The sequence below is a fragment of the Romboutsia sp. 1001285H_161024_C4 genome (assembly GCF_015550185.1).
Lineage (GTDB): Bacteria > Bacillota > Clostridia > Peptostreptococcales > Peptostreptococcaceae > Romboutsia_C > Romboutsia_C hominis.
On sequence record NZ_JADNAJ010000010.1, the window covers coordinates 22,590 to 48,794 of the forward strand.

Consider the following 26,205-nt stretch of genomic DNA (forward strand, 5'->3'; position numbering starts at 1 on the left):
TAGCGAATCTTAATCCTTCTTCTATTGCTATTGAGTTTATTAACTCTATAGTCATTTGTATGTTATCTCCAGGCATAACCATTTCTGTACCTTCTGGTAACTTACAAGTTCCTGTTACGTCAGTTGTTCTGAAGTAGAATTGTGGTCTGTATCCATCGAAGAATGGAGTATGTCTTCCACCTTCTTCTTTTTTAAGAACGTATACTTCTGCATTGAACTTAGTGTGAGGCTTAACTGTTCCTGGCTTAGCCATAACTTGTCCTCTTTCTATTTCATTTCTTTGTACACCTCTTATTAATGCTCCTATGTTATCTCCAGCTTGTGCTTGGTCTAATAACTTTCTGAACATTTCTACTCCTGTTACTACAACTTTTCTTGGCTCGTCAGCAAGTCCTACTATTTCAACTTCGTCTTGAACCTTTAATACTCCTCTTTCAACTCTACCTGTAGCAACTGTTCCTCTACCTGTTATAGAGAATACGTCTTCTACTGGCATTAAGAAGTCTTTGTCAACGTCTCTTTCTGGAGCTGGTATATATTCGTCTATTTGCTCGAATAATTCAACTATTTTGTCTCCCCACTCTGAAGAAGAATCTTGTAATGCCATTAAAGCAGATCCTCTTACTATTGGAGTGTCATCTCCTGGGAATTCGTACTCATTTAATAAGTCTCTAACTTCCATTTCAACTAACTCTAATAATTCTTCGTCGTCTACCATATCACACTTGTTTAAGAATACTACTATGTATGGTACACCAACTTGTCTTGATAATAATATATGCTCTCTTGTTTGAGGCATTGGTCCATCAGTTGCTGAACAAACTAATATAGCACCATCCATTTGAGCTGCTCCTGTTATCATGTTCTTAACGTAGTCAGCATGTCCTGGACAGTCAACGTGTGCGTAGTGTCTGTTTGGAGTTTCGTATTCAACGTGAGCAGTTGATATTGTGATTCCTCTTTCTCTTTCTTCTGGAGCTTTATCTATGTTAGCGAAATCTACTGCTTCTCCTAATTGATATCTATCGAATAAAGTTTTTGTTATTGCAGCTGTTAATGTAGTTTTACCGTGGTCAACGTGTCCTATAGTTCCTATATTAACGTGCGGCTTATTTCTTTCAAATTTAGCTTTAGCCATTTTGAAATACCTCCCTATATATATTTTATGTAAGACGAGGTAACCTCGTCTTACTTATTATACTTATTTTTAAAAAAATTATTATTTTCCTTCAGCTATTTTCTTAGCAACTGAAGCTGGAACTTGCTCGTAGTGGTCGAATATCATTGTGTATGTTGCACGACCTTGAGTAGATGATCTTAACTCAGTAGAGTATCCAAACATTTCTGAAAGTGGAACGAATGCATTTATAACTTGTGCACCAGATCTAGCTTCCATACCTTGTATTAAACCTCTCTTAGAGTTTAATCCACCCATAACATCTCCCATGTACTCTTCTGGAGTAACAACTTCAACTTTGAAGTAAGGCTCAAGTAATACTGCATTACCTTTCTTCATAGCTTCCTTCATAGCCATAGAACCAGCCATCTTGAATGCCATTTCTGATGAATCGACTTCATGGTAAGAACCATCGTATAATTCAACAGCAACGTCAACAACTGGGTATCCAGCAACTATACCAGATTGCATTGCACCTTGTATACCTGCATCAGTTGGTCCAACATATTCCTTAGGAACAGATCCACCAACAGTTTTGTTTTCAAACTTGTAACCAGCACCTGGCTCTTGAGGATTAACTCTGATCTTAACGTGTCCGTATTGTCCTCTACCTCCTGATTGCTTAGAGTACTTGTATTCAACATCTACTGGTTGAGTTATAGTTTCTCTGTAAGCAACTTGTGGAGCACCAACGTTAGCTTCAACTTTGAATTCTCTTAATAATCTATCAACTATTATCTCTAAGTGTAATTCACCCATACCAGATATTATAGTTTGTCCTGTTTCTTCATCAGTCTTAACTCTGAAAGTTGGATCCTCTTCAGCTAATTTTTGAAGAGCTATACCCATCTTTTCTTGAGCTGCTTTAGACTTAGGCTCTATAGCAACAGATATAACTGGCTCAGGGAATTCCATAGATTCAAGTATTATTGGATTAGCTGGATCACATAAAGTATCTCCAGTAGTAGTATCTTTTAATCCTACTGCTGCAGCTATGTCTCCTGCGTATACTTCTGTTATTTCTTCTCTTGTATTAGCATGCATTTGTAGTATACGTCCTATTCTTTCTCTCTTACCTTTAGTAGAGTTTAGTACGTATGATCCACCTTGCATTATTCCAGAGTAAACTCTGAAGAATGCTAACTTACCAACGAATGGGTCAGTCATTATTTTGAATGCTAAAGCTGAGAATGGTTCTTCATCAGATGAGTGTCTTTCTGCTTCTTCACCATTTTCTAATATACCTTTTATAGCAGCTATATCAGTTGGAGCTGGTAAATAATCAACAACTGCATCTAATAATAACTGAACACCTTTGTTCTTGTAAGCAGATCCACAGAATACTGGGTTCATTTCACAAGCTATAGTAGCCTTTCTTATAGCAGTTTTTAACTCTTCTATAGTTGGCTCTTCACCTTCAAGATATTTCATCATTAGATCTTCATCAGTTTCAGCTACTGCTTCAACCATTTTTTCTCTCCACTCTTGAGCTAATTCTTTCATATCTTCTGGTATTTCAGTTATTTCTATTTCTTTTCCTAAGTCGTCTTTATAGATATGAGCTTTCATTTCTAATAAGTCAACTTCACCTTCTAACCAATCTTCTTTACCTATTGGTAATTGCATTGGTACAGCATTTGCATTTAATCTTTCTCTCATCATTGATACAACGTTAAAGAAGTCTGCACCCATGATGTCCATTTTATTTACGAATGCTATTCTAGGTACACCGTAGTTATCAGCTTGTCTCCATACGTTCTCAGATTGAGGTTCAACCCCACCTTTAGCACAGAATACAGCAACTGAACCGTCAAGAACTCTTAGAGATCTTTCAACCTCAACTGTGAAGTCGACGTGTCCTGGTGTATCTATTATGTTTATTCTATGGTCTCTCCATGCAGCAGTAGTAGCGGCAGAAGTTATTGTTATACCTCTTTCCTTCTCTTGCTCCATCCAGTCCATTTGAGAAGCTCCTTCGTGAGTTTCTCCTATTTTATGTGTTTGCCCTGTATAGAATAGGATTCTTTCTGTAGTAGTAGTTTTTCCTGCATCTATATGAGCCATGATTCCTATATTTCTAGTTCTTTCTAAAGGAAACTTTCTAGCCATGGTTCTCCTCCTTACGATATCCCTTAAAAGGTATCTTTATATCCTACTATTAGAATCTGTAGTGAGCAAATGCTTTATTAGCCTCTGCCATCTTATGAGTATCTTCTTTCTTCTTAACTGAAGCTCCTGTGTTGTTTGCAGCGTCCATTATTTCTTTCGCTAACTTTTCAACCATTCCTTTTTCTCCACGAGCTCTAGTGTAGTTTACTAACCATCTTAAACCTAAAGTTTGTCTTCTTTCTGGTCTAACTTCAACTGGAACTTGGTAGTTAGCTCCACCAACTCTTCTAGCTTTAACTTCTAAAACAGGCATTATGTTATCCATAGCTCTGTTGAATACTTCTATGGCTTCTTCTCCTGTTCTTTCAGCTACTAAAGCAAAAGCATCATATACTATTGTTTGAGCTTTTCCTTTTTTTCCATCTATCATTAAATTGTTTATTAACTTAGTAACAACTTTACTTCCATACATTGGATCAGCTAATACTTCTCTCTTTGGAACATTACCTTTTCTTGGCATTTTGCTTCCCTCCTTAATTATTTGATATTATTAAATCATAGGTACTCGACATCATAATATGCCGTGATGCCATAAATATCTATATATATTTAAAGCACCGCACTATAATCAATTGTTAATTTTTACTATTTCTTTGCAGCTTTAGGTCTCTTAGCACCGTACTTAGATCTTGCTTGCATTCTCTTATCAACACCTGCAGTATCTAATGTACCTCTTAATATGTGGTATCTAACCCCTGGAAGGTCTTTTACTCTTCCTCCTCTTATAAGAACAACACTATGCTCTTGTAAGTTGTGTCCTTCACCTGGTATATAAGCAGAAACTTCTATTCCGTTTGTTAATCTAACTCTGGCAACTTTTCTTAAAGCTGAGTTAGGTTTCTTAGGAGTTACTGTTTTAACTGAAGTACAAACTCCTCTTTTTTGTGGTGAACTTGTGTTAGTAGATTTCTTGTGTAAAGAATCGTACCCTTTTTGTAATGCTGGAGCAGTAGATTTCTTTTCTATTGCTTGTCTTCTTTTACGAACTAATTGGTTAATTGTTGGCATCATCTGCACCTCCTTTTCCAAATTTTCGATCTTAATGACCGCCAACTACATCAATATGAAAGCATATTGATTCATAGTAACTTACGTTACTCACAATTAAATGTCTATTAACTCACATTCCTGTGGTTTTAGCTCTTTGCAGTTTGGTGCTGCTAGTTCTTTAATTATATAAAGTCCAATTGAAAACTCTAAGAGCCATAAGCTCTTAGATAACTTTCAATTGCACACTTTAACATTTTATCACCAGACATAATTACTGTCAAGTTACTTTCTAGCTATTAATCGGCTAGTTCAAGCTTACTCTTCAATTTTTTCAACAGCTATGTTCTTGTATCTCTTCATACCTGTTCCTGCTGGTATTAATTTACCTATTATAACATTCTCTTTAAGACCTATTAAGTGATCTTCCTTACCTTTTATAGCTGCTTCAGTAAGAACTCTTGTTGTTTCTTGGAATGAAGCTGCAGATAAGAATGATTCTGTAGCAAGAGAAGCTTTAGTTATACCAAGTAAAGTTCTCTTAGCAACTGCTGGTCTTAAACCGTTAGCAATAGCTTCTTCATTACATTTATTGAATGTTAATACATCTTCATAACCACCTGGTAATAATTCTGTATCTCCTGGATCTTCAACCTTAACTTTAGATAGCATTTGTCTAACTATAACTTCTATATGCTTATCGTTAACGTCAACCCCTTGCATTCTATAAACTCTTTGAACTTCTTTAACTATATAGTTTTGAACTCCACTTATACCTTGTACTCTTACTATATCATGTGGATTTATAGAACCTTGAGTTAATGGATCTCCTGCTTCAACCATTTGACCTTGCTTAACTCTTATTCTTGATCCGTAAGGTATTGCATATACTTGAGTTTCTCCTTCTTGTGGTATTACAGCTACTTCTTTTCTCTTACCAGTTTCATCTATTTCAACTCTACCAGCAACTTCTGTTATAACTGCTAAACCTTTTGGTTTTCTGGCTTCGAATAATTCCTCAACCCTTGGAAGACCTTGAGTTATATCTCCACCGGCAACCCCACCTGTATGGAATGTACGCATTGTAAGCTGTGTTCCTGGCTCCCCGATTGATTGAGCAGCTATTATACCTACAGCTTCACCTATGTTTACTTCCTTACCTGTTGCAAGGTTTCTACCATAACACTTAGAACAAACTCCGTGGTTTGTCTTACAGTTAAGAACTGTTCTTATTTCAACTTTTTCTATTCCAGCTTCAACTATTCTATCAGCATCAGCTTCTTGTATCATAGCATCAGCTTCAACTATAACTTCACCAGTTGTAGGATTTACTATAGGAGCTATAGTATATCTTCCAACAATTCTATCGTATAGTTCTTCTATTACTTCGTTTCCATCTTTTATTGCAGTAACTTCTGTTACATCACTAGTTCCACAGTCTATTTCTCTTACTATAACATCTTGACTGACATCAACAAGTCTTCTTGTTAAGTAACCTGAATCGGCTGTACGAAGCGCTGTATCGGCAAGACCTTTTCTAGCACCATGTGATGATGTGAAGTATTCCATTACTGTTAACCCTTCACGGAAGTTAGATTTAACTGGAACTTCAACTGTTTTACCAGATGCATTGGCCATCAGACCACGCATACCAGCTAACTGTCTTATCTGGTTCTTAGAACCTCTGGCTCCAGAGTGAGCCATTATGAATATATTATTAAGCCTTTCTAGACCTGACATAAGAGCATCTGTAACTTTTTCAGTAGTCTCTGTCCAAGTTTCTATAACTCTTTCATATCTTTCTTCGTCAGATATAAGACCTCTTCTATATGCTTTTTCATATTTATCAACTTTTTCTTCTGCAGCTGCTATATGATCCTTCTTCTCTTCAGGTATCTTCATATCTGCAACGGCAACTGTTATACCACCTCTAGTAGAGAATTTAAATCCTAAAGATTTTATGTGGTCTAACATCATAGCTGTTCTAGTGTTTCCATGTCTTCTGAAACACTTATCTATTATTTTACCTAGAGATTTTTTGTCAACTAAGAAATCAACTTCTAATCCAAATGGATCTTTCTCTCTATCAACAAATCCTAAGTCTTGAGGTATATTTTCATTGAATATAAATCTACCTACTGTACTTTCAACTAAAGAACTTCTTCCATCTTCAAGTACAACTCTCATCTTTACTAATGAATGTAATTCAACCGCTTTATTCTCATAAGCAAGTAACATTTCATTGTAATCTTTAAATATTGTACCTGTTCCTTTTTCTCCACCTTGGTCTTCTATTGTTAAGTAGTAACAACCTAGAACCATATCCTGAGAAGGAGTAGTTATTGGTGTACCATCTTTAGGTGCAAGTATGTTGTTTACAGATAGCATTAAGAATCTTGCTTCTGCTTGTGCTTCTACTGATAAAGGAACGTGAACCGCCATCTGGTCACCGTCGAAGTCAGCGTTGTACGCTGTACATACTAGTGGATGTAGTTTTATTGCTTTACCTTCTACTAATACAGGTTCAAATGCTTGTATACCAAGTCTGTGTAGAGTAGGAGCACGGTTAAGTAGAACTGGATGACTCTTTATAACTTCTTCTAAAACATCCCAAACTTCTGGCTTAACTTTTTCTACTATAGTTTTTGCACTCTTTATGTTGTGTGCATAACCTTCTTTAACTAATCTATCCATAACGAATGGCTTGAATAATTCAAGGGCCATTTTCTTTGGAAGACCACATTGATAGAATTTAAGTTCTGGTCCAACAACTATAACTGAACGTCCTGAGTAGTCAACACGCTTACCAAGTAAGTTTTGACGGAAACGTCCTTGCTTACCTTTTAGCATGTCTGATAAAGACTTAAGTGGTCTATTACCAGGTCCTGTTACAGGTCTACCTCTTCTACCATTGTCGATTAAAGCATCTACAGCTTCTTGAAGCATTCTCTTTTCATTTCTAACGATTATGTCAGGAGCTCCAAGTTCTAATAATCTCTTTAATCTGTTATTTCTATTTATAACTCTTCTGTATAAATCATTTAGGTCAGAAGTTGCAAATCTTCCACCATCAAGTTGTACCATTGGTCTTAAATCTGGTGGTATTACTGGAATAGCATCTAATATCATCCACTCAGGCTTGTTTCCTGACTTTCTGAATGCTTCCACAACTTCTAATCTTCTTATAGTTCTAACTCTCTTTTGTCCAGTGCTGTCCTTAAGGTCAGCTCTTAACTCTTTGCTTTCTTGCTCTAAATCAATATTTTGTAATAATTGTTTTACAGCTTCAGCACCCATACCTACTGCGAAAGTATTGTATCCATACTTATCAACTGCAGTTCTGTATTCTTTTTCTGTTAATAATTGCTTAGCATTTAATCCAGTTTCTCCTGGATCAACTACTACGTATGAAGCAAAGTATAGTATCTTCTCTAAAGATCTAGGAGACATATCAAGTAAAAGTCCCATTCTACTTGGTATCCCTTTGAAGTACCAGATATGAGACATAGGAGCTGCTAGCTCTATATGTCCCATTCTTTCTCTTCTTACTTTAGCTTTAGTAACTTCTACTCCACATCTATCACAAACTACACCTTTGTATCTTACTCTTCTATATTTACCACAGTGACATTCCCAGTCTTTTTGAGGTCCAAATATTCTTTCACAGAAAAGACCATCTTTTTCTGGTTTTAGTGTACGGTAGTTTATAGTTTCAGGCTTTTTTACTTCTCCTCTAGACCATTGTCTTATTTTCTCTGGAGAAGCTAGTGCTATCTTTATCGACTCAAAATTGTTTAATTCAAACAAGGAGTTCTCTCCCTTCTATTTGATATTTACATTAATAAAAATATTATACATCAAAGTCTTCTGTATCATCATAGTCTATTTCATCATAAACTATGTCTTCTTCAAATTCAATGTTATCCATATCACCATTCTCGAAATCTTCTTCTTCGATTTCTTCTATTATATGGTCATCTTCCATTTCTTTAACATTTTCTATTATATCTAATTCAAATTCACCAGTAGTTTCTTCTACATCTAGTGATTCTCTGACTTCTATTTCTTGATCTTCATCAGTTAATACCTTTACATCTAAGCATAAACTTTGAAGTTCTTTTATAAGAACCTTGAATGATTCTGGTATTCCTGGTTCAGGTATATTTTCACCTTTTACGATTGCTTCGTATGCTCTAACACGTCCTACAACGTCGTCAGATTTAACAGTAAGTATTTCTTGAAGTATATGAGCAGCTCCGTATGCTTCTAGAGCCCAAACCTCCATCTCACCGAATCTTTGTCCACCGAATTGTGCTTTACCACCTAGTGGTTGTTGAGTTACTAATGAGTATGGTCCTGTACTTCTAGCATGTAACTTATCATCAACTAAGTGATGTAGTTTTAACATGTACATGTATCCAACTGTTATTGGGTTATCGAAAGTATCACCTGTTCTACCATCATATAAAGTTATTTTTCCATCTTCTGGGTATCCAGCTTCAACTAATGCTTTTCTTATATCTGGCTCTTTTGCACCATCAAATACTGATGTAGCAACATGCCATCCTAAAGCCTTAGCAGCAAGACCTAAATGAACTTCAAGAACCTGTCCGATGTTCATACGAGATGGTATACCTTGTGGGTTAAGAACTATATCTAATGGTGTTCCGTCTGGCATGAATGGCATATCTTCTTCTGGTAAGATTCTAGATATAACCCCTTTATTACCATGACGTCCAGCCATTTTATCCCCAACAGTTATCTTTCTCTTCTTAGCTATATAACATCTAACTAATTCATTAACACCTGGAGATAAATCGTCACCATTTTCTCTAGTGAACACTTTAACATCAACTATTATACCAGATTCTCCATGAGGAACCTTAAGTGAAGTATCTCTAACTTCTCTAGCTTTTTCTCCGAATATAGCACGAAGTAATCTTTCTTCTGCAGTAAGCTCAGTTTCTCCTTTTGGAGTTACTTTACCAACTAATATATCTCCAGAATCTACTTCAGCACCTATTCTGATTATACCTCTTTCGTCTAAGTTCTTTATAGCACTTTCTCCAACATTAGGTATATCTCTAGTTATTTCTTCAGGTCCTAATTTAGTATCTCTAGCTTCACATTCATATTCTTCTATATGAATTGTTGATAATCTATCTTCTTTAACTAATCTTTCATTTATTAAGATGGCATCTTCGTAGTTATAACCTTCCCAAGTCATGAACGCTATGAAGCAGTTTCTTCCTAATGCTACTTCTCCAAGATCTGTTGAAGGTCCGTCAGCTATAACATCACCTTTTTCTATCTTATCTCCTTTATTTATTATAGGAGTTTGATTTATACAAGTACCTTGGTTTGAACGCTTAAACTTAAGTAATTTATATCTATCTTTGTTTCCATCTTCTCTTTTAATTATTATTTCATCAGCTGTAACTCTTTCAGCTATACCAGAGTTCTTAGCAACAACAACTGCTCCAGAGTCTTTAGCAGCTCTGTACTCAACCCCTGTACCTATGATTGGAGCTTCTCTTCTCACTAGAGGTACTGCTTGACGTTGCATGTTCGATCCCATCAGCGCACGGTTGGCATCGTCATTTTCTAAGAATGGTATCATTGCAGTTGCTATAGAAACAACTTGCTTTGGAGATATATCCATGTAGTCAACTCTTGATACTGGAACTAGTTCAACAGCACCATTTTTAGTTCTACATACTAATCTCTTGTTTATGAATGTTCCATCTTCTTCTAATGGTTCATTAGCCTGAGCTCTTATGAATAAATCTTCTTCATCAGCTGTTAAGTAATGTATCTCATCAGTTACTCTACCATTTTCCTTATCTACTTTTCTATAAGGAGATTCTATGAAACCAAATTCATTTATCTTAGCATAAGTACCTAATGAGTTTATAAGACCGATGTTTGGTCCTTCTGGTGTCTCTATAGGACACATTCTTCCGTAGTGAGAATGATGAACGTCACGAACTTCGAACCCAGCTCTTTCTCTTGAAAGACCCCCTGGTCCTAGTGCAGATAATCTTCTCTTGTGTGTTAACTCAGATAATGGGTTAGTTTGATCCATGAACTGAGATAACTGTGAACTACCGAAGAATTCTTTTATAGCAGCAGAAACAGGTCTTATGTTAACTAGAGCTTGAGGAGTTATGGCTTCCATGTCTTGAACAGTCATTCTTTCCTTTATAACTCTTTCCATTCTAGATAAACCTATTCTAACTTGGTTTTGTAATAACTCACCAACCGATCTTATTCTTCTGTTACCTAAATGATCTATATCATCTATGTAACCTATTTCATGGAATAAGTTGAATTGGTAGTTTATAGATGCTATTATGTCATCTAATAATATATGCTTTGGTATAAGCTCTTTTATTCTAGATTTTATAGCTTCTTTTATTTCTTCTTCGTCACTATATTCATCCATTATCTCTTTTAAAGTTGGGTAATGAACTTTTTCTTTTATATTTAAATCATCTATATTGAATTCTATATGTGATTTTATATCTACAAAGTTATTACCTATAACCTTAGCAGTCTTTTCATCATCTAGTAATAAACTAACTACGTTTATTCCAGAATTTTGAATATCCTTAGCTACTTCGTAGCTTATTTTTTCTCCAGCTTTTACAAATACTTCTCCAGTTTCTGGATTAACTATATCTTCAGCTGAAACTCTGTTCATTATTCTGTAGCATAGAGCAAGCTTTTTGTTAAACTTATATCTACCTACTTTTGCTAAGTCATATCTCTTAGCATCAAAGAATAATGCATTTAATAATGATGATGCACTTTCTACTGTTGGTGGTTCACCCGGTCTTAACTTCTTGTATATCTCAATTAAACCTTCTTCAACAGAAGTAGTATTATCTTTTTCTAATGTTGCAGCTAATCTCTCATCTTCTCCAAGAAGTTCGATTATTTCTGCATCCGTACCTATTCCTAGAGCTCTTAATAATACTGTTACTGGTTGCTTTCTAGTTCTGTCAACTCTTACAGATATTACATCATTAGAATCTGTTTCGTATTCTAACCATGCTCCTCTGTTAGGGATTACAGTAGATGATATTAACTTCTTACCTGTTTTATCTCTCTCTAAAGCATAGTAAACGCCAGGAGATCTAACTAACTGACTTACTATAACTCTCTCAGCACCATTTATTATGAAAGTTCCTTTTTCTGTCATTAAAGGGAAATCTCCCATAAATACTTCTTGCTCTTTTATTTCCCCAGTTTCCTTATTTATAAGTCTAACCTTAACTTTTAGAGGTGCACAGTATGTGGCATCTCTATCTTTACATTCTTCTATGTCATACTTAGGCTTATCGTCTAAAGAGTAATCAACAAATTCTAATATAAGATTACCTGTGTAATCTTCTATTGGAGATATGTCTTCGAAAACTTCTTTTAATCCATCTTCGATAAACCACTTATAAGAATCAACTTGTAATTCTATAAGATTTGGCACATCAGCTATTTCTTTTATCTTAGAAAAGCTCATTCTAGTTCTTTTACCTATCGTGACAGGATGTGGCATTCACTTTTCACCTCTCAATAATAAAAAATAAAACCATAGTTTATTCTAACGCATCTAATAATTTTATCATAATGTCAAGCATTTTTCAATATGTATATTATTCTATTCTTTACATTTAATTTATCCTACAAAATATGCATTATTTATTATGCGCAAAATATTAAACTAAAATTCTCATTTTTTACATATTTTTTTAGAAAACAAAAAAGGTGCCCCAAACAGGACACCTCTTAAAAGAAAACTACTTAACTTCTACTGAAGCTCCAGCAGCTTCTAATTTTTCTTTCATTTGGTCAGCTTCTTCTTTAGAAACTCCTTCTTTTAATGTCTTAGGAGCGTTGTCAACTAATTCCTTAGCTTCTTTTAATCCTAATCCAGTTATTTCTCTAACAGCTTTTATAACTCCAACTTTTGAAGAACCAGCGTTAGCTAATACTACGTCGAATTCTGTCTTTTCTTCAGCAGCTCCACCAGCAACTGCACCAGCCATCATAACTGGAGCTGAAGCAGATACACCGAATTTTTCTTCAGCAGCTTTAACTAATTCATTTAATTCTAAAACTTTCATATTTTCTATAGCTTCTAATATTTGTTCTATTGTCATTTTTAGCACCTCCGAATTATTTTCGTTAATTTTTAATTAATTATATAACCAATCCAATTTTTTCTTGGTTAATGTTTATTAAGCTTCTTGACCTTCTTGTTTCTTTATCATTGCATCTAATAAGTATGCGAAGTTTGACATTGGAGCTTTTAAGCTTCCAAGTAATTTTGCAAGAAGAACTTCTCTTGATGGTATGTTAGCGAACTCAACTATTTGAGACTCGTTGTAGAATTCTCCTTCTACTATACCCATCTTTAATTGCATTTTTGGATGAGAATCCATGAATTCTTTTAATATTCTAGCCGGAGCAACAGGGTCTTCGTATCCGAAAGCTATTGCATTAGTTCCAACTAATAATTCATCGTTGAATTGTTCTATACCAACTTCTTTAGCAGCTTTTCTAACTAAAGTGTTTTTGTATACTTTGTATTCAACACCAGCTTCTCTCATTTTCTTTCTTAGTTCAGTAACCTCTTCAACTGTTAATCCTTTGTAATCAACAACAACAGCAGCAGATGACTTTTCTAATTTTTCAACTATTTCAGCCACAACTTGTGATTTAAGTTCTATAGCTTTTCTCATCTAGATGTGCACCTCCTTCACCTGATTAGGTTTAGTATTCGCCGCAATCTCATTTAAAAAAGCTTTCGTGTCTAAAAGTAGACAACAAAAGCTTTAGTAATTTCAATTTATCTAAAACCTCGGTAGGATATTAAGCCCTTAAGCACCTACTGTCTACGGCAAATCTATTCTTTTTTATATCAACAAATGTTATATTAACATTTTTGTTTAGCCATGTCAACAGTTTTTATTATTCTGCTATTTTAGCTGGGTTTATTTTAACTCCAGGTCCCATAGTAGATGCAACTGTTATACTTCTTAAGTATTGTCCTTTAGCAGCAGCTGGCTTAGCTTTAACTATTGCTTCCATTAAAGTTGCAAAGTTTTCAGCTAACTTTTCTCCACCAAATGATACTTTTCCTACTGGAACGTGTATTATGTTAGTTTTGTCTAATCTGTACTCAACTTTACCTGCTTTTATTTCATCTATAGCTTTAGCTACATCAAATGTAACTGTTCCTGATTTAGGGTTTGGCATTAAACCTTTAGGTCCTAATACTCTACCTAATCTACCAACTACACCCATCATATCTGGAGTAGCAACAACTATATCGAAATCAAACCAGTTTTCACCTTGTATTTTTTGAACTAATTCTTCAGCTCCTACAAAGTCAGCTCCAGCTTGTTCAGCTTCCTTAGCTTTTTCACCTTTAGCGAAAACTAAAACTTTCTTAGTTTTACCAGTTCCGTGAGGTAATACTACAGCACCTCTAACTTGTTGATCAGCGTGTCTTGAGTCAACACCTAATTTTATATGAGCTTCAACAGTCTCATCGAACTTAGCAGTAGCTATTTCACTAACTAATGCTAAAGCTTCTGTAGCATCGTAGAATTTAGCTCTGTCTACTTTGCTTAATGCTTCTACATATTTCTTTGCTTTTTTAGCCATTTTTATTTTCCTCCTTGTGGTTATATTCGGTTTTTAAACCTCCCACTTCTTAAAGAAGTGTCTAATTTATTTGAAATTAGTCTTCTACAACGATTCCCATACTTCTTGCAGTACCAGCTATCATTCTCATAGCAGATTCTACTGAAGCAGCGTTTAAGTCAGGCATCTTTAATTCAGCTATTTCTCTTATCTTAGCTGAAGATAAAGTAGCAACCTTCTTCTTGTTTGGTTCTCCTGATGCAGTATCTAAACCAGCAGCTTTCTTTAATAATACTGCAGCTGGTGGAGTTTTTGTTATGAATGAGAATGATCTATCTTGGTATACAGTTATAACAACTGGTATTATCATTCCAGCTTGATCTGCAGTCTTAGCATTGAATTCTTTTGTGAATCCCATTATGTTAACACCGTGTTGTCCTAATGCTGGACCAACTGGTGGTGCTGGAGTAGCCTTTCCTGCAGGTATTTGTAATTTTATTTGACCTATAACTTTTTTAGCCATTTTTCGTACCTCCTTATTTTTATATTTGAGTAACTATTATAATTTCTCTATACTATCTGACTCTACAACAAATAGAGTCTTCTTTCCAAATGCATCTATGCACACTTTAACTTCTTTAGTTTCTACGTCTATCGCTTCAACTGTACCTACTTGTCCAGCGAATGGCCCGTTTGAAACTTCAACAGCATCTCCTATTTCTAAGTCGATATCGCTGTTACCTATTTTAGGTTCAGTTAATTCTATGCCCATAGCTAGTACTTCATCTTCACTTAATGGTACTGGCTTAGACCCTGGTCCAACAAATCCAGTAACTCCCTTAGTATTTCTTACGACATACCAAGATTCATCAGTGATTATCATTTTTACTAGAACATAACCTGGAAATATCTTACGTTGTCTAGTTTTTTCTTTCCCTGTTTTAGTAGTTTCAACTACATCTTCAGTAGGTACAACTACTTGCTTTATGTAGTCTTCCATACCTCTAGTTTTTACAGCTTTTTCTATCGTAGCTTTAACCTTATTCTCATGTCCTGAATAAGTATGTGCAACATACCATCTTGCTTCTTGTAATTCCGACATTTTGATTCTCCTTTTCTATTTTAGTATCAGCCCTAGTGCACCAGATAATACACTATCTAAAACCCACACTAATATAGTAGATGAAATAACTACAGTTAAAACTACCCCTGTATTTTTAAGTAATTCTTTCCTACTTGGCCATGAAACTCTACTAAGTTCTTGTTTTGTTTCTTTTATATAAGATACTAAACCAGTTCTCTTTTTCTTAGTTCCTGCGCCTTGATTTGCTTGGGCAGCCATTTAATCCACTCCTTATAAAAAACTATTTTGTTTCTTTGTGAGTAGTGTGCTTCTTACAGAATCTACAGTATTTTTGTAATTCTATTCTGTCTGGGTTGTTTTTCTTGTTCTTAGTAGTGTTGTAGTTTCTTTGATTACACTCTGTACATGCTAAAGTTACTTTAACTCTCATCTGCTACACCTCCAACTTTTTTATGCAATAATAATTAATATATATATAATAATATAACACCTTAATTATTTATTGAGGTATTATTACCTTCCTGAATCATTACCTTGTATAAGTTATCACAAAATTATAGTGGTGTCAATGTTTTTGTGGTTTCTCTCTTTAAAAAAAGAGGGGGTTAAAACCCCTCTTTTATCTATAGATTAATCACCTAAGAAAAGATTACTCTATTATAGAAGCAACAACACCTGATGCTACTGTTCTTCCACCTTCTCTTATCGCGAATCTTAATCCTTCTTCTATTGCTATTGAGTTTATTAACTCTATAGTCATTTGTATGTTATCTCCAGGCATAACCATTTCTGTACCTTCTGGTAACTTACAAGTTCCTGTTACGTCAGTTGTTCTGAAGTAGAATTGTGGTCTGTATCCATCGAAGAATGGAGTATGTCTTCCACCTTCTTCTTTTTTAAGAACGTATACTTCTGCATTGAACTTAGTGTGAGGCTTAACTGTTCCTGGCTTAGCCATAACTTGTCCTCTTTCTATTTCATTTCTTTGTACACCTCTTATTAATGCTCCTATGTTATCTCCAGCTTGTGCTTGGTCTAATAACTTTCTGAACATTTCTACTCCTGTTACTACAACTTTTCTTGGCTCGTCAGCAAGTCCTACTATTTCAACTTCGTCTTGAACCTTTAATACTCCTCTTTCAACTCTACCTGTAGCAACTGTTCCTCTACCTGTTATAGAGAATACGTCTTCTACTGGCATTAAGAAGTCTTTATCAACATCTCTTTCTGGAGCTGGTATATATTCGTCTATTTGCTCGAATAATTCAACTATTTTGTCTCCCCACTCTGAAGAAGAATCTTGTAATGCCATTAAAGCAGATCCTCTTACTATTGGAGTGTCATCTCCTGGGAATTCGTACTCATTTAATAAGTCTCTAACTTCCATTTCAACTAATTCTAATAATTCTTCGTCGTCTACCATATCACACTTGTTTAAGAATACTACTATGTATGGTACACCAACTTGTCTTGATAATAATATATGCTCTCTTGTTTGAGGCATTGGTCCATCAGTTGCTGAACAAACTAATATAGCACCATCCATTTGAGCTGCTCCTGTTATCATGTTCTTAACGTAGTCAGCATGTCCTGGACAGTCAACGTGTGCGTAGTGTCTGTTTGGAGTTTCGTATTCAACGTGAGCAGTTGATATTGTGATTCCTCTTTCTCTTTCTTCTGGAGCTTTATCTATGTTAGCGAAATCTACTGCTTCTCCTAATTGATATCTATCGAATAAAGTTTTTGTTATTGCAGCTGTTAATGTAGTTTTACCGTGGTCAACGTGACCTATAGTTCCTATATTAACATGTGGTTTATTTCTTTCAAATTTAGCTTTAGCCATTTTGAAATACCTCCTGTTTTTATATTATTAGTTATAGCTTACATTAAGCTTATGATAAGTATTTTACTATTAATTATTCCTGTTTTCAAGATGTTTTTCTAATTTTCTCTTGACTCTTTGAAGAGCATTATCTATTGATTTTACATCTCTTTCAAGCTTGTCTGCTATATATTGATAAGACTTACCGTTTAAGTATAGTTCTAATACTTCTTGTTCTAGATCACTTAAAAGCTCATCCATCTTACGTTGAATGTGTTTTAGCTCCTCTTTACTTATTATAAGCTCTTCTGGATCACTAACTATGCTTGTTGTTATTATATCTAAAAGAGTTCTATCAGACTCCTCATCATATATCGGTTTATTTAATGATATGTAGGAATTTAAAGGTATATGTTTTTGCCTAGTTGCTGTTTTTATAGCAGTTATTATTTGTCTAGTTATGCATATTTCAGCAAAGCCTCTAAAAGAATTTGTTTTAGTAGCATCAAAATCTCTAACTGCTTTGTATAAACCTATCATACCTTCTTGTATTATATCTTCTTTGTCTGCCCCTATTAAAAAATATGATTTCGCTTTTGCTTTAACGAAATTTTTATATTTTTTTATAATATATTCTAATGCTATTGTATCCCCATTACTCGCTTTTAATACTATTTCGTACTCATCTTGTTGCGAATTGTCTATTAACCCATATTTTTCGTCATTAGCTACGAACATGTAAATCTCCCCCAATAAAAACATTTTCATAGCTATATTATAAGCGAATAATTTTAGTAATTTCAATGCATTCTACGAATGTTCTCAAGTTTCGACAATGTCTCTTTATCTAATCTTTCTTCTAACCAATTTCGCTGTATCTTTTTTTGGTTACTACTGTTTTTTTCCCTTATATTCGACTTAGCTTTGTCTAAGTCTAACTTTAACTCTCTGGCAGATATTCTTGTTGCTCCTTTTCCTAAAATAATTTGCTGCTCTGCATAATCATTTGTAGCAACTCTTATATCGTCGTATCTGGAAAGAGTATTTATAAATTTTTCTATGTAGCTATCTGCAGTTTGATGCTCTCTAGTGTATACCACAGTTATATATTTCCTGTCTTCTACAGTTTCTCTACTATGCTTTACATTATATGCATCAAACACTATTATAGCTTTTCTTCCTGTAAATTCAGCATATTCGATTATTATGTCTATTAATTTTTCCCTAGCACTTTCTAGACTTGTTTGAGCAATGTCCTTTAACTCATCCCATGCGTTTATTATATTGTAACCATCTATTATTAGATAACTTTTTACATTTCTTCTCAATTTATTTTACACCTGATCTTTGTTTAAATATCTCATAAAGAAGTATTCCACCTGCTACAGATGCATTTAGTGATGTAACATTACCTATCATAGGCATTTTTATAGTGAAGTCGCAGTTTTGTTTAACTAATCTAGATATACCAAAACCTTCACTTCCTATTACAAGACCTAATGCACCTGTAAGGTTTTGTTCATAGAATACTTGTCCATCCATATCAGCTGCTGCTATCCATAGACCTTCTTCTTTTAATCTTTTTATTGTATTAACTATATTAGTTACCTTACATATAGGTACATATTCTACAGCTCCTGCTGATGCTTTAGCAACTACTGGAGTAACATGAACTGATCTTCTTTTTGGTATTATAACCCCATGAGCTCCAACTGCATCTGCTGTTCTAATTATTGAACCTAAATTGTGAGGGTCTGTTATTTCATCTAGTATTATAAAAAATGGATCTTCTCCTTTTTCTTTAACGCTATCTATTAAATCATCTAATTCCCAATACTTAAGTTCACTTACTTGAGCTATTACACCTTGATGAGAGTGACTTGTACTAATTTCATCTAATTTATGCTTATCAACATATTGAACTATTATGTTCTTCTCTTTAGCCATTGCTATTATTTTTTTTATTGATCCTTCTTTTGCAGAGTTAGCTATCATTATCTTATCTATTTCTCTGCCATTTTTTATCGCTTCTATTACAGGATTTCTACCTTCTATACTTGCCAATTCTTCCACCGCCTATAAATTTTTAAACTTTTCTCTTATCTGAACTATATTACCACATGTCATGTTACCTTCTGGGCAAGGTCCTTTTACACATTTGGGTCCTATATTGTTAAATAAGATTGGAGCTACTTGCTTTAATTGTCTTAGCATTTCTATTGATAGCTCTCTTATTTCCCATTGTGCCCTCTCACAGCATCTATGATTTAAGAAATTATATAAACTTCTTGTATTCATAGTAAATACTACTTTTGTTTCACATGCATTAGGGAATACGTATCTAGCATCTTCTATTGCTTTCTTTTCAGCTTGTCTTTTAGCTTCTTTTTCATTTTTTCCATCTTTTATCATTTTATTATAATGTTTATCAAATAATATATCCACTAATTTATCATATGATTTTTGATCTTCTTCCATCGCTTGTATAAACACTTCTTTAGCTTCTTTTACTGCTTCTATCTCTGGTGGTATTATATATTCAAATTGATCTAACTTGACATACCTTTGACTTTGTTGTGAATAGCTTGCTATACGATGTCTAACTAATTGATGAGAACAAGCTCTTGATATTCCTTCAACTGCAAATGTAAATGATACATGCTCTAATGGAGATTCATGCCCTATATTTATTAACATATTTAAAAATCTATCCACCGATTCATCTGTTAGGTTCTCTTCTATTTGATCCACACCTACTGCTGAATAACATAGCTTTGCAGCCATTGATATTACCTTTTCTGGATCTGGTGTATGTGCTAATAATTTTACTTTCATCTCTAAAACCTCTTCCTTAAAATATTCATATTTTTTATTATACAATATTAAAATTATATTTTTTTATTTATTTTGTCTATCATAATAAAGTATATATACTCATATATAAAAAGGTATTGTTTTTAACAATACCTTTACATATTTTTTTCTATGATATTTATGCCTTTTTCAACTATATAGTCAAGTCTATCTTTCTCTCCACCTAAATGTAGATATCCCACTAAAGCTTCGAATCCAGTTGCACATTTATAGTCTATAATATCTGCATTTTTAGGAGAAGTATGAGATTTTTGATTTCTACCTCTTTTGTAGATTCTTAATTCATCTTCACTTAATTCCTCTTCTATTTCATGCATTACTGTAGCCTGTGCCTTAGCATTAACATACTTTATAGCTGACTTGTGAAGGTCATTGACCTTTTTATTGATGTTCTTTCTTATTAGATACTCTCTTATATATGACTCATATATTGTATCACCTATATAGGCTAATACTAATGGAGACATTGTTATTAATTCCGTTCTATTCATAATTATGCTCTCTTCCACTTAGTTCCTTGTCTAGTATCTTCTAGTATTATGCCTCTCTCTAGTAACTCTTGTCTTATCTCATCTGCTAATTTATAATCTTTGTTTTTCTTAGCATCTACTCTTTTTTGTATAAGATTTTCTATTTCTTCATCTAATATATCATCATTTTTCTTATTAACTATATTTAATACAGAAGTTAATTCATTAAATTCATCTAGACATAATTTAGCAAATTCTAAAGAAGAATTTTCATTTACGTTAGTGTTTATAAACTTAGATAATTCAAATATAGCACTTATTGCGTCTGCTGTATTTAAGTCATCTTCCATAGCATTTATAAACTTATATCTGTAGCTATTTAATTCAGATACTAGATCCTTTTCACCTTCAGTTAAAGAACCTTCTTTTAAGTTTTCTATTGTGAATTCTAATTTTTCTTTAGCATTGTAAAGTCTTTCAAGTCCTGCTTTAGCTTGTGCTAACATTTCATCACTGAAGTTAACTGGATTTCTGTAATGCGCAGATAACATGAAGAATCTTACTATTTCTAAATCATATTTTTCAGATATCTCCCTTACTGTAAAGAAGTTTCCTAGAGATTTACTCATTTTTTCATTATTTATGTTTATATATCCATTGTGTACCCAATAATTAGAGAAAGTTTTTCCACTTCTAGCTTCACTTTGAGCTATTTCATTTTCATGGTGAGGGAATGTTAAATCTTGACCTCCAGCATGTATATCTATAGTCTCACCTAAGTATCTATTAGACATAACTGAACATTCTATATGCCATCCTGGTCTACCTTCTCCCCATGGACTTTCCCATCCTGGTTCTCCTTCTTTTTTTGCCTTCCATAGAACAAAATCCATTGGATGTCTCTTTTGACTATTAACTTCTATTCTTGCTCCCGCTTCTAAATCGTCTTGATTTTGTTTAGAAAGTTTTCCGTATCCTTCAAACTTTTTAGTGTCAAAGTATACATCTCCGTTAGATTCATAAGCATATCCTTTTTCTTCTAATTCCTTAACAAAATCTATTATTTGTTGTATGTTATCTGTTACTCTAGGATGAACATCTGCTCTTTTTATTCCTAATCCATCAGCATCAACAAAATACTCGTTTATGTATTTATTAGCCACTTCTTCTGGTGCTATGTTTTCTTCATGACCTCTTTTTATTATTTTATCATCTACATCTGTAAAGTTTTGAACGTAAGTTACATCAAAACCTCTATATTCTAAATATCTTCTAAGTGTATCAAACATTATGAAAGGTCTAGCATTACCTATATGTATATAGTTATAAACTGTAGGTCCACATACATACATTTTTACCTTTCCTTCTTCTAATGGAACAAATTCTTCTTTTGTTCTTGTTAATGTATTGTATAACTTCACTCTTATCACCTCACTGATTGTTATATTATTTCTTAACTATCTATATATTATATTATAGTTTAAATTCTTTGCAATTAATAGTACTACTATTATGTCCTTATGATTTTAAAAAAATCTAATTGTAAAAAATTTATAGGTTTATTCTTCTAAAAATGAAATCTTTTTTAAAGAACAAGTATTATAAGTTTCTTCACTTATAATTTTTTCTTTTTTTAACTTTTCTAGTATGTTAACATAATCTACACATAAACTTTTCAGCTCTTTTTTTATATCATCTTTATTATTACTATACATAGTTACCCTCCCTGGTATAAAGTAAAACTATATTGTATGTTAAAAATAATTTTTCAAACAATTTATTTTCTTATGCTTTTTATATATTAACTTTGTTTTAAGTAATTCCTTTAGTTATACCCATAAATCTTTTCATCAAAATACTACACAAATAATTTTTTACTCTTCATAACACTAAGAATTAACATATATTTCTTTCTTTCTATTTTGTTTATTTCCTTTATTATATATAAAACTCCTAGATATGCTACATTTTTTTAAGTGTAATATATTTAGTAAAATTTTAAAATAAATATAATTATTATTTAAATCTATTTATATAATTTGTATTAAAATTAATAAAAAAGACCCACCTAGCTAGGTGAGCCTCTTTTTTATATTATAATATGTTATTTTTAACGTATGCTATTCTCTCTAAACAATTTTCTTTTCCTAAAACTTCCATAGTCTTTGGTAAATCTGGTCCATGCATTTGTCCTGTTAATATTACTCTAGAACCCATGAATAAGTTTTTGCCTTTTATACCATGTTCTTTTTGTATTTCTTTAAACATAGCTTTTACAAATGCTTCATCTACAACTTCTGCATTTTCTATCTTAGTTTGTAATGCATCTATTAAAGTTGGTATATGTTCTAAGTTTAAGAATTCTCTACATTCTTCAGTTTCTAATTTAACTTCATTTGAGAAGAATATATTAGCATGTTCAGTTATTTCTTTTACATATTGTAATTTTTCTTTAACAACTGATACCATTCCTTTTATAAAATCATACTTAGTAGTAGCTTCTTCTTCTGTTATAAGACCAGCTTCAACTAAGAAAGGTATAGCTAAGTCTGTTAAGTAGCTATCATCTGCTTCCTTTATATAATGTTGGTTAACCCAGTTTAGTTTTTCTGTATCAAATACTCCACCACTCTTAGATACTCTTTCTACAGAGAAAGCTTTCTCTAATTCTTCCATAGTGAATATTTCTTGGTTATCTTCTGGAGACCAACCAACTAATGCAACATAATTAACTAATCCTTGTGGTAAATATCCTTTTTTCTTGAAGTCTTCAACTGCAACATCACCATGTCTCTTACTTAACTTTTTCTTTTCTTTGTTAAGTATATTTGGTAAATGTACAAATGTTGGTGCTTCCCATCCAAATGCTTCATATAAGTAAACATGCTTTGGAGTTGAAGAAACCCATTCTTCTCCTCTTATAACATGAGTTATTTTCATTAAGTGGTCATCAACTACAACTGCAAAGTGGTAAGTTGGGAATCCATCAGTCTTTATTAAAACTTGGTCATCTAAATCATTAGTGTTAAATTCTGTTTCACCTCTAACTAAGTCAGTGAATTTTATAACATGATTTTCAGGTAATTTTAATCTTATAACGTAAGGTTCTCCTGCTGCTATCTTAGCTTCAACTTCTTCTTTAGAAAGATCTCTACAGTGACCATCGTATCTTGGAGTTTCTCCAGCTTCTTTTTGCTTTTCTCTTACTTCGTCTAATCTTTCTTTTGTACAGAAACAGTAGTATGCTTGTCCATTATCTAATAATTGTTTTATATAATCTTTATATATATCTAATCTTTCAGATTGTATATATGGCCCATTTTCACCTACTTGAGTTATGTTTCCATTTTCATCTATCATAACACCTTCGCTATGATTAACTCCAGCCCAACTCATAGCATTAAGCATATTTTCTATTGCACCATCTACTAATCTAGTTTGGTCTGTGTCTTCTACTCTTAATATGTACTCTCCACACATTCTCTTTGCAAATAAGTAGTTATATAAAGCAGTTCTTAAACTACCTATGTGTACAAATCCAGTTGGACTTGGAGCAAATCTTACTCTTACATTCATTTGAATAGCCTCCTCTAATAGTTGTTATGTATAAATTTATAATATCAGAATAACACATATATTGTAATGTTATTTTACCCAAATCTATGTTAAAATCGCGATATTATTATATTTTTATACCTACAAGTATACACCTATAAATCTATTTTATAAGTACTAACTTAAAAAAATTTAAATTTATCTTATTTTAAGCTCTTATTTTATATTAAAATTTTGTGGATAATATGATTTTCTACACAATTAAAATAGTATATATATCCACATATTAACCATTTTTTGTTGATAGTTTAGTGAATTATATATACTATTTATTATCTATACTATCCTAACTTAACGTTATTCTTAACAAACTCAGCTTCTATTTTAGATTTTATTTCATCTAAGCTTATTAATTCTTTATCTTGGGCATCTCTTAATTTAAATTCAACTTTACCGTCAGTTATATCTTTACCAACTGTGATTCTCATTGGTATACCTACTAATTCGCTATCCTTGAACTTAACTCCAACTCTTTCGTCCCTATCATCTAATAATACTTCTACACCCATAGATTGTAACTCATTGTATATCTTTTCAGCAGCTTCCATTTGCTCTGCTTTTTTGATATTCACTGGTACAACTACTACATGATATGGAGCTATTGATAATGGCCATATTATACCATTTTCATCATGATGTTGCTCTATTATAGCAGCAGCAGTTCTTTCTATACCTATACCATAGCATCCCATTACTATTGGCTTAGATTTTCCATCTTTATCTATATAGTTAGCTCCCATAGTTTCTGAGTACTTAGTTCCTAACTTGAATATATGACCAACTTCTACCCCTCTAGCTATTTCTAATTCAGAACCACATTTAGTACATTTATCTCCTTCAGTAACATTTCTGAAATCTCCAACTGTACCTTCGAAATCTCTTCCATAGTTAGCATTTTGTATGTGGTATTCATCTTTATTAGCACCTATAACTAAATTATTTTGTTCAGCTACTTCATTATCTATAAATACATAGTCAGCTTCAACACCTATTGGTCCAGCAAATCCTATACCTGCTTTAGTTACAGCTCTTACAACTTCTTCTCTAGCAAGTTCAAACTCTACTGCTCCACCTATAGCATTAGCAACCTTAGTTTCATTAACTTCTCTATCTCCTCTTACTACAACCACAACAGTCTTTCCATCTACTTCATATACTAAAGTCTTAGCAAATCTATTTGCTGGTAAGTTGAAGAATTTTTCTAAATCTTCTATTGTGTGAACATTTGGAGTGTGTATTTCTGTTAATTCTTTCATTTCTTCTTTATCTAAAGAAGTATTTACTGAAACAGCTTTTTCCATATTTGCTGCATAGTCACATCCACTACAGAATACTATTTCATCTTCTCCTACTTCTGATTTAACCATGAATTCTGCTGAAACAGATCCACCTATTGCTCCTGTATCTGCTTGAACTGGACTATTATCTAATCCACATCTAGCGAATATATTTGTATAAGCATCATACATATCTTGGTATGATTTATCTAATCCTGCTTCATCTATATCAAAACTATATGCATCTTTCATAGTGAAAGTTCTAGTTCTCATAACCCCAAATCTAGGTCTTCTCTCATCTCTATATTTAACTTGTATTTGATATAAGTTAAGTGGTAATTGCTTGTAAGAAGTTATTTCTTGTCTTATTAAATCTGTGAACACTTCTTCATGAGTTGGTCCAAGGCAGAAATCTCTATCATTTCTATCTTTCACTCTCATCATTTCTGCACCCATTACGTCCCATCTTCCAGACTCTTTCCATAACTCAGATGGTATTAATCCTGAACATAGTATTTCTTGGCATCCTTTTTTCTCTAATTCCTCTCTTACTATGTTTTCTATTTTTTTGAAAACTCTTATACCCATTGGTAATTGATTATATACTCCTGATGCCATCTTTCTTATCATACCAGCTCTCATCATTAATTGATGACTTGTTATTTCTGCATCAGCTGGAACTTCTCTTAATGTTGGCATAAACATTTTTGACATTTTCATAGTTATTTCCTCCTGTTTTATATTTTGAAAGTCTTAATATTAAAAAAAACCTTCCGTCTCTATACATATGTATAGAGACGGAAGGTTGAATTTCCGCGGTACCACTCTAATTAGCCATTAGCCCTCTTTAGGGGATATAACGGTCCCTACCGTAAAGGTTTGTTACCACCTTTATGCTAAAAGATTGGTTCAAAGATTATATCTTAGGAACTTTCACCAAATGTTCCCTCTCTGTGAAGACTCTAGTCTTTTACTATTTCTTTATTATAGCTTTGATTTATGTTTTTTATTTATTGTATGTTGTTATTAATAATAATATTATTGTATTCATTTATTGTTGCACATTTTAAGGAATAATTAAT

At 33.1% G+C, this 26,205-nt stretch carries 23 protein-coding genes and 2 other annotated features; all 23 genes read right to left on the reverse strand.

The features are described from left to right. Positions 1-1,138 (reverse strand): elongation factor Tu (gene tuf, locus I1959_RS13200; RefSeq protein ID WP_195238532.1); only part of this gene is annotated, 1,138 nt, incomplete at its 3' end. 81 nt (positions 1,139-1,219) lie between these two features. Next, on the reverse strand, positions 1,220-3,286 hold the full coding sequence (gene fusA / locus I1959_RS13205) for an elongation factor G (RefSeq protein WP_092921786.1): 2,067 nt from the start codon (positions 3,284-3,286) through the stop codon (positions 1,220-1,222). Between the two features lie 49 nt (positions 3,287-3,335). Then, complete coding sequence (gene rpsG / locus I1959_RS13210; RefSeq protein WP_092921784.1) at positions 3,336-3,806, reverse strand: 30S ribosomal protein S7; 471 nt, start codon at positions 3,804-3,806, stop codon at positions 3,336-3,338. A 125-nt stretch (positions 3,807-3,931) separates the two neighbouring features. Continuing rightward, positions 3,932-4,354: a 30S ribosomal protein S12 gene (rpsL, locus tag I1959_RS13215; RefSeq protein ID WP_092921782.1), complete on the reverse strand. Its 423-nt coding sequence runs from the start codon at positions 4,352-4,354 to the stop codon at positions 3,932-3,934. A 297-nt stretch (positions 4,355-4,651) separates the two neighbouring features. Next, on the reverse strand, positions 4,652-8,140 hold the full coding sequence (gene rpoC / locus I1959_RS13220) for a DNA-directed RNA polymerase subunit beta' (RefSeq protein WP_195238533.1): 3,489 nt from the start codon (positions 8,138-8,140) through the stop codon (positions 4,652-4,654). Between the two features lie 43 nt (positions 8,141-8,183). Then, positions 8,184-11,888, reverse strand: coding sequence for a DNA-directed RNA polymerase subunit beta (gene rpoB, locus I1959_RS13225; RefSeq protein WP_195238534.1), 3,705 nt, complete (start codon positions 11,886-11,888; stop codon positions 8,184-8,186). Positions 11,889-12,129: 241 nt separating this feature from the next. Next, positions 12,130-12,492: a 50S ribosomal protein L7/L12 gene (rplL, locus tag I1959_RS13230; RefSeq protein ID WP_092921776.1), complete on the reverse strand. Its 363-nt coding sequence runs from the start codon at positions 12,490-12,492 to the stop codon at positions 12,130-12,132. 78 nt (positions 12,493-12,570) lie between these two features. Further along, complete coding sequence (rplJ, locus tag I1959_RS13235) at positions 12,571-13,074, reverse strand: 50S ribosomal protein L10 (RefSeq protein WP_092921773.1); 504 nt, start codon at positions 13,072-13,074, stop codon at positions 12,571-12,573. 46 nt (positions 13,075-13,120) lie between these two features. Beyond that, positions 13,121-13,251: a sequence feature (ribosomal protein L10 leader region), on the reverse strand. 52 nt (positions 13,252-13,303) lie between these two features. Continuing rightward, complete coding sequence (gene rplA, locus I1959_RS13240; protein ID WP_092921771.1) at positions 13,304-14,002, reverse strand: 50S ribosomal protein L1; 699 nt, start codon at positions 14,000-14,002, stop codon at positions 13,304-13,306. Positions 14,003-14,078: 76 nt separating this feature from the next. Next, positions 14,079-14,504 (reverse strand): 50S ribosomal protein L11, encoded by a 426-nt coding sequence (gene rplK / locus I1959_RS13245; protein ID WP_021121982.1) that lies wholly within the window; start codon positions 14,502-14,504, stop codon positions 14,079-14,081. Between the two features lie 36 nt (positions 14,505-14,540). Next, the gene (gene nusG / locus I1959_RS13250) at positions 14,541-15,083 is read right to left on the reverse strand and encodes a transcription termination/antitermination protein NusG (RefSeq protein ID WP_092921769.1); all 543 of its coding nucleotides are present in this window, start codon (positions 15,081-15,083) and stop codon (positions 14,541-14,543) included. A 15-nt stretch (positions 15,084-15,098) separates the two neighbouring features. Then, on the reverse strand, positions 15,099-15,323 hold the full coding sequence (gene secE / locus I1959_RS13255; protein ID WP_092921768.1) for a preprotein translocase subunit SecE: 225 nt from the start codon (positions 15,321-15,323) through the stop codon (positions 15,099-15,101). Between the two features lie 22 nt (positions 15,324-15,345). Continuing rightward, a complete protein-coding gene (gene rpmG / locus I1959_RS13260; protein ID WP_092921766.1) occupies positions 15,346-15,495 on the reverse strand; it encodes a 50S ribosomal protein L33 in 150 nt (49 codons plus the stop codon). Positions 15,496-15,714: 219 nt separating this feature from the next. Beyond that, positions 15,715-16,908, reverse strand: a complete 1,194-nt coding sequence (gene tuf, locus I1959_RS13265) for an elongation factor Tu (RefSeq protein ID WP_092921788.1) — start codon at positions 16,906-16,908, stop codon at positions 15,715-15,717. A gap of 69 nt (positions 16,909-16,977) precedes the next feature. Continuing rightward, positions 16,978-17,625: an RNA polymerase sporulation sigma factor SigH gene (gene sigH / locus I1959_RS13270; protein ID WP_176698624.1), complete on the reverse strand. Its 648-nt coding sequence runs from the start codon at positions 17,623-17,625 to the stop codon at positions 16,978-16,980. Between the two features lie 62 nt (positions 17,626-17,687). Beyond that, on the reverse strand, positions 17,688-18,215 hold the full coding sequence (locus tag I1959_RS13275; protein WP_195238535.1) for an NYN domain-containing protein: 528 nt from the start codon (positions 18,213-18,215) through the stop codon (positions 17,688-17,690). Position 18,216: 1 nt separating this feature from the next. Beyond that, a complete protein-coding gene (rlmB, locus tag I1959_RS13280; protein ID WP_176698623.1) occupies positions 18,217-18,951 on the reverse strand; it encodes a 23S rRNA (guanosine(2251)-2'-O)-methyltransferase RlmB in 735 nt (244 codons plus the stop codon). 12 nt (positions 18,952-18,963) lie between these two features. Further along, complete coding sequence (thyX, locus tag I1959_RS13285; RefSeq protein ID WP_092921760.1) at positions 18,964-19,722, reverse strand: FAD-dependent thymidylate synthase; 759 nt, start codon at positions 19,720-19,722, stop codon at positions 18,964-18,966. A 134-nt stretch (positions 19,723-19,856) separates the two neighbouring features. Further along, positions 19,857-20,252 carry a Mini-ribonuclease 3 gene (locus I1959_RS13290; RefSeq protein WP_195238536.1) on the reverse strand — a complete coding sequence of 132 codons (396 nt, stop codon included), beginning with the start codon at positions 20,250-20,252 and terminating at the stop codon, positions 19,857-19,859. A gap of 2 nt (positions 20,253-20,254) precedes the next feature. Beyond that, complete coding sequence (cysS, locus tag I1959_RS13295) at positions 20,255-21,652, reverse strand: cysteine--tRNA ligase (protein WP_195238538.1); 1,398 nt, start codon at positions 21,650-21,652, stop codon at positions 20,255-20,257. 138 nt (positions 21,653-21,790) lie between these two features. Next, on the reverse strand, positions 21,791-21,946 hold the full coding sequence (locus I1959_RS13300) for a hypothetical protein (protein ID WP_092921754.1): 156 nt from the start codon (positions 21,944-21,946) through the stop codon (positions 21,791-21,793). A gap of 379 nt (positions 21,947-22,325) precedes the next feature. After that, positions 22,326-23,807 carry a glutamate--tRNA ligase gene (gene gltX / locus I1959_RS13305; protein ID WP_195238540.1) on the reverse strand — a complete coding sequence of 494 codons (1,482 nt, stop codon included), beginning with the start codon at positions 23,805-23,807 and terminating at the stop codon, positions 22,326-22,328. A 320-nt stretch (positions 23,808-24,127) separates the two neighbouring features. Further along, positions 24,128-25,843 carry a proline--tRNA ligase gene (locus I1959_RS13310; protein ID WP_166506180.1) on the reverse strand — a complete coding sequence of 572 codons (1,716 nt, stop codon included), beginning with the start codon at positions 25,841-25,843 and terminating at the stop codon, positions 24,128-24,130. Positions 25,844-25,913: 70 nt separating this feature from the next. Beyond that, positions 25,914-26,120, reverse strand: a binding site (T-box leader). Between the last annotated feature and the right edge of the window lie 85 nt (positions 26,121-26,205).

Coding starts and splice junctions, on each gene's coding strand:
- fusA (WP_092921786.1), bottom strand. CDS start 3,286: ATGGCTAGAAAGTTTCCTTTAGAAAGAACTAGAAATATAGGAATCATG.
- rpsG (WP_092921784.1), bottom strand. CDS start 3,806: ATGCCAAGAAAAGGTAATGTTCCAAAGAGAGAAGTATTAGCTGATCCA.
- rpsL (WP_092921782.1), bottom strand. CDS start 4,354: ATGCCAACAATTAACCAATTAGTTCGTAAAAGAAGACAAGCAATAGAA.
- rpoB (WP_195238534.1), bottom strand. CDS start 11,888: ATGCCACATCCTGTCACGATAGGTAAAAGAACTAGAATGAGCTTTTCT.
- rplL (WP_092921776.1), bottom strand. CDS start 12,492: ATGACAATAGAACAAATATTAGAAGCTATAGAAAATATGAAAGTTTTA.
- rplJ (WP_092921773.1), bottom strand. CDS start 13,074: ATGAGAAAAGCTATAGAACTTAAATCACAAGTTGTGGCTGAAATAGTT.
- rplA (WP_092921771.1), bottom strand. CDS start 14,002: ATGGCTAAAAAAGCAAAGAAATATGTAGAAGCATTAAGCAAAGTAGAC.
- rplK (WP_021121982.1), bottom strand. CDS start 14,504: ATGGCTAAAAAAGTTATAGGTCAAATAAAATTACAAATACCTGCAGGA.
- nusG (WP_092921769.1), bottom strand. CDS start 15,083: ATGTCGGAATTACAAGAAGCAAGATGGTATGTTGCACATACTTATTCA.
- secE (WP_092921768.1), bottom strand. CDS start 15,323: ATGGCTGCCCAAGCAAATCAAGGCGCAGGAACTAAGAAAAAGAGAACT.
- rpmG (WP_092921766.1), bottom strand. CDS start 15,495: ATGAGAGTTAAAGTAACTTTAGCATGTACAGAGTGTAATCAAAGAAAC.
- tuf (WP_092921788.1), bottom strand. CDS start 16,908: ATGGCTAAAGCTAAATTTGAAAGAAATAAACCACATGTTAATATAGGA.
- sigH (WP_176698624.1), bottom strand. CDS start 17,625: ATGTTCGTAGCTAATGACGAAAAATATGGGTTAATAGACAATTCGCAA.
- thyX (WP_092921760.1), bottom strand. CDS start 19,722: ATGAAAGTAAAATTATTAGCACATACACCAGATCCAGAAAAGGTAATA.
- I1959_RS13290 (WP_195238536.1), bottom strand. CDS start 20,252: ATGAATAGAACGGAATTAATAACAATGTCTCCATTAGTATTAGCCTAT.
- I1959_RS13300 (WP_092921754.1), bottom strand. CDS start 21,946: ATGTATAGTAATAATAAAGATGATATAAAAAAAGAGCTGAAAAGTTTA.
- gltX (WP_195238540.1), bottom strand. CDS start 23,807: ATGAATGTAAGAGTAAGATTTGCTCCAAGTCCAACTGGATTTGTACAC.
- I1959_RS13310 (WP_166506180.1), bottom strand. CDS start 25,843: ATGAAAATGTCAAAAATGTTTATGCCAACATTAAGAGAAGTTCCAGCT.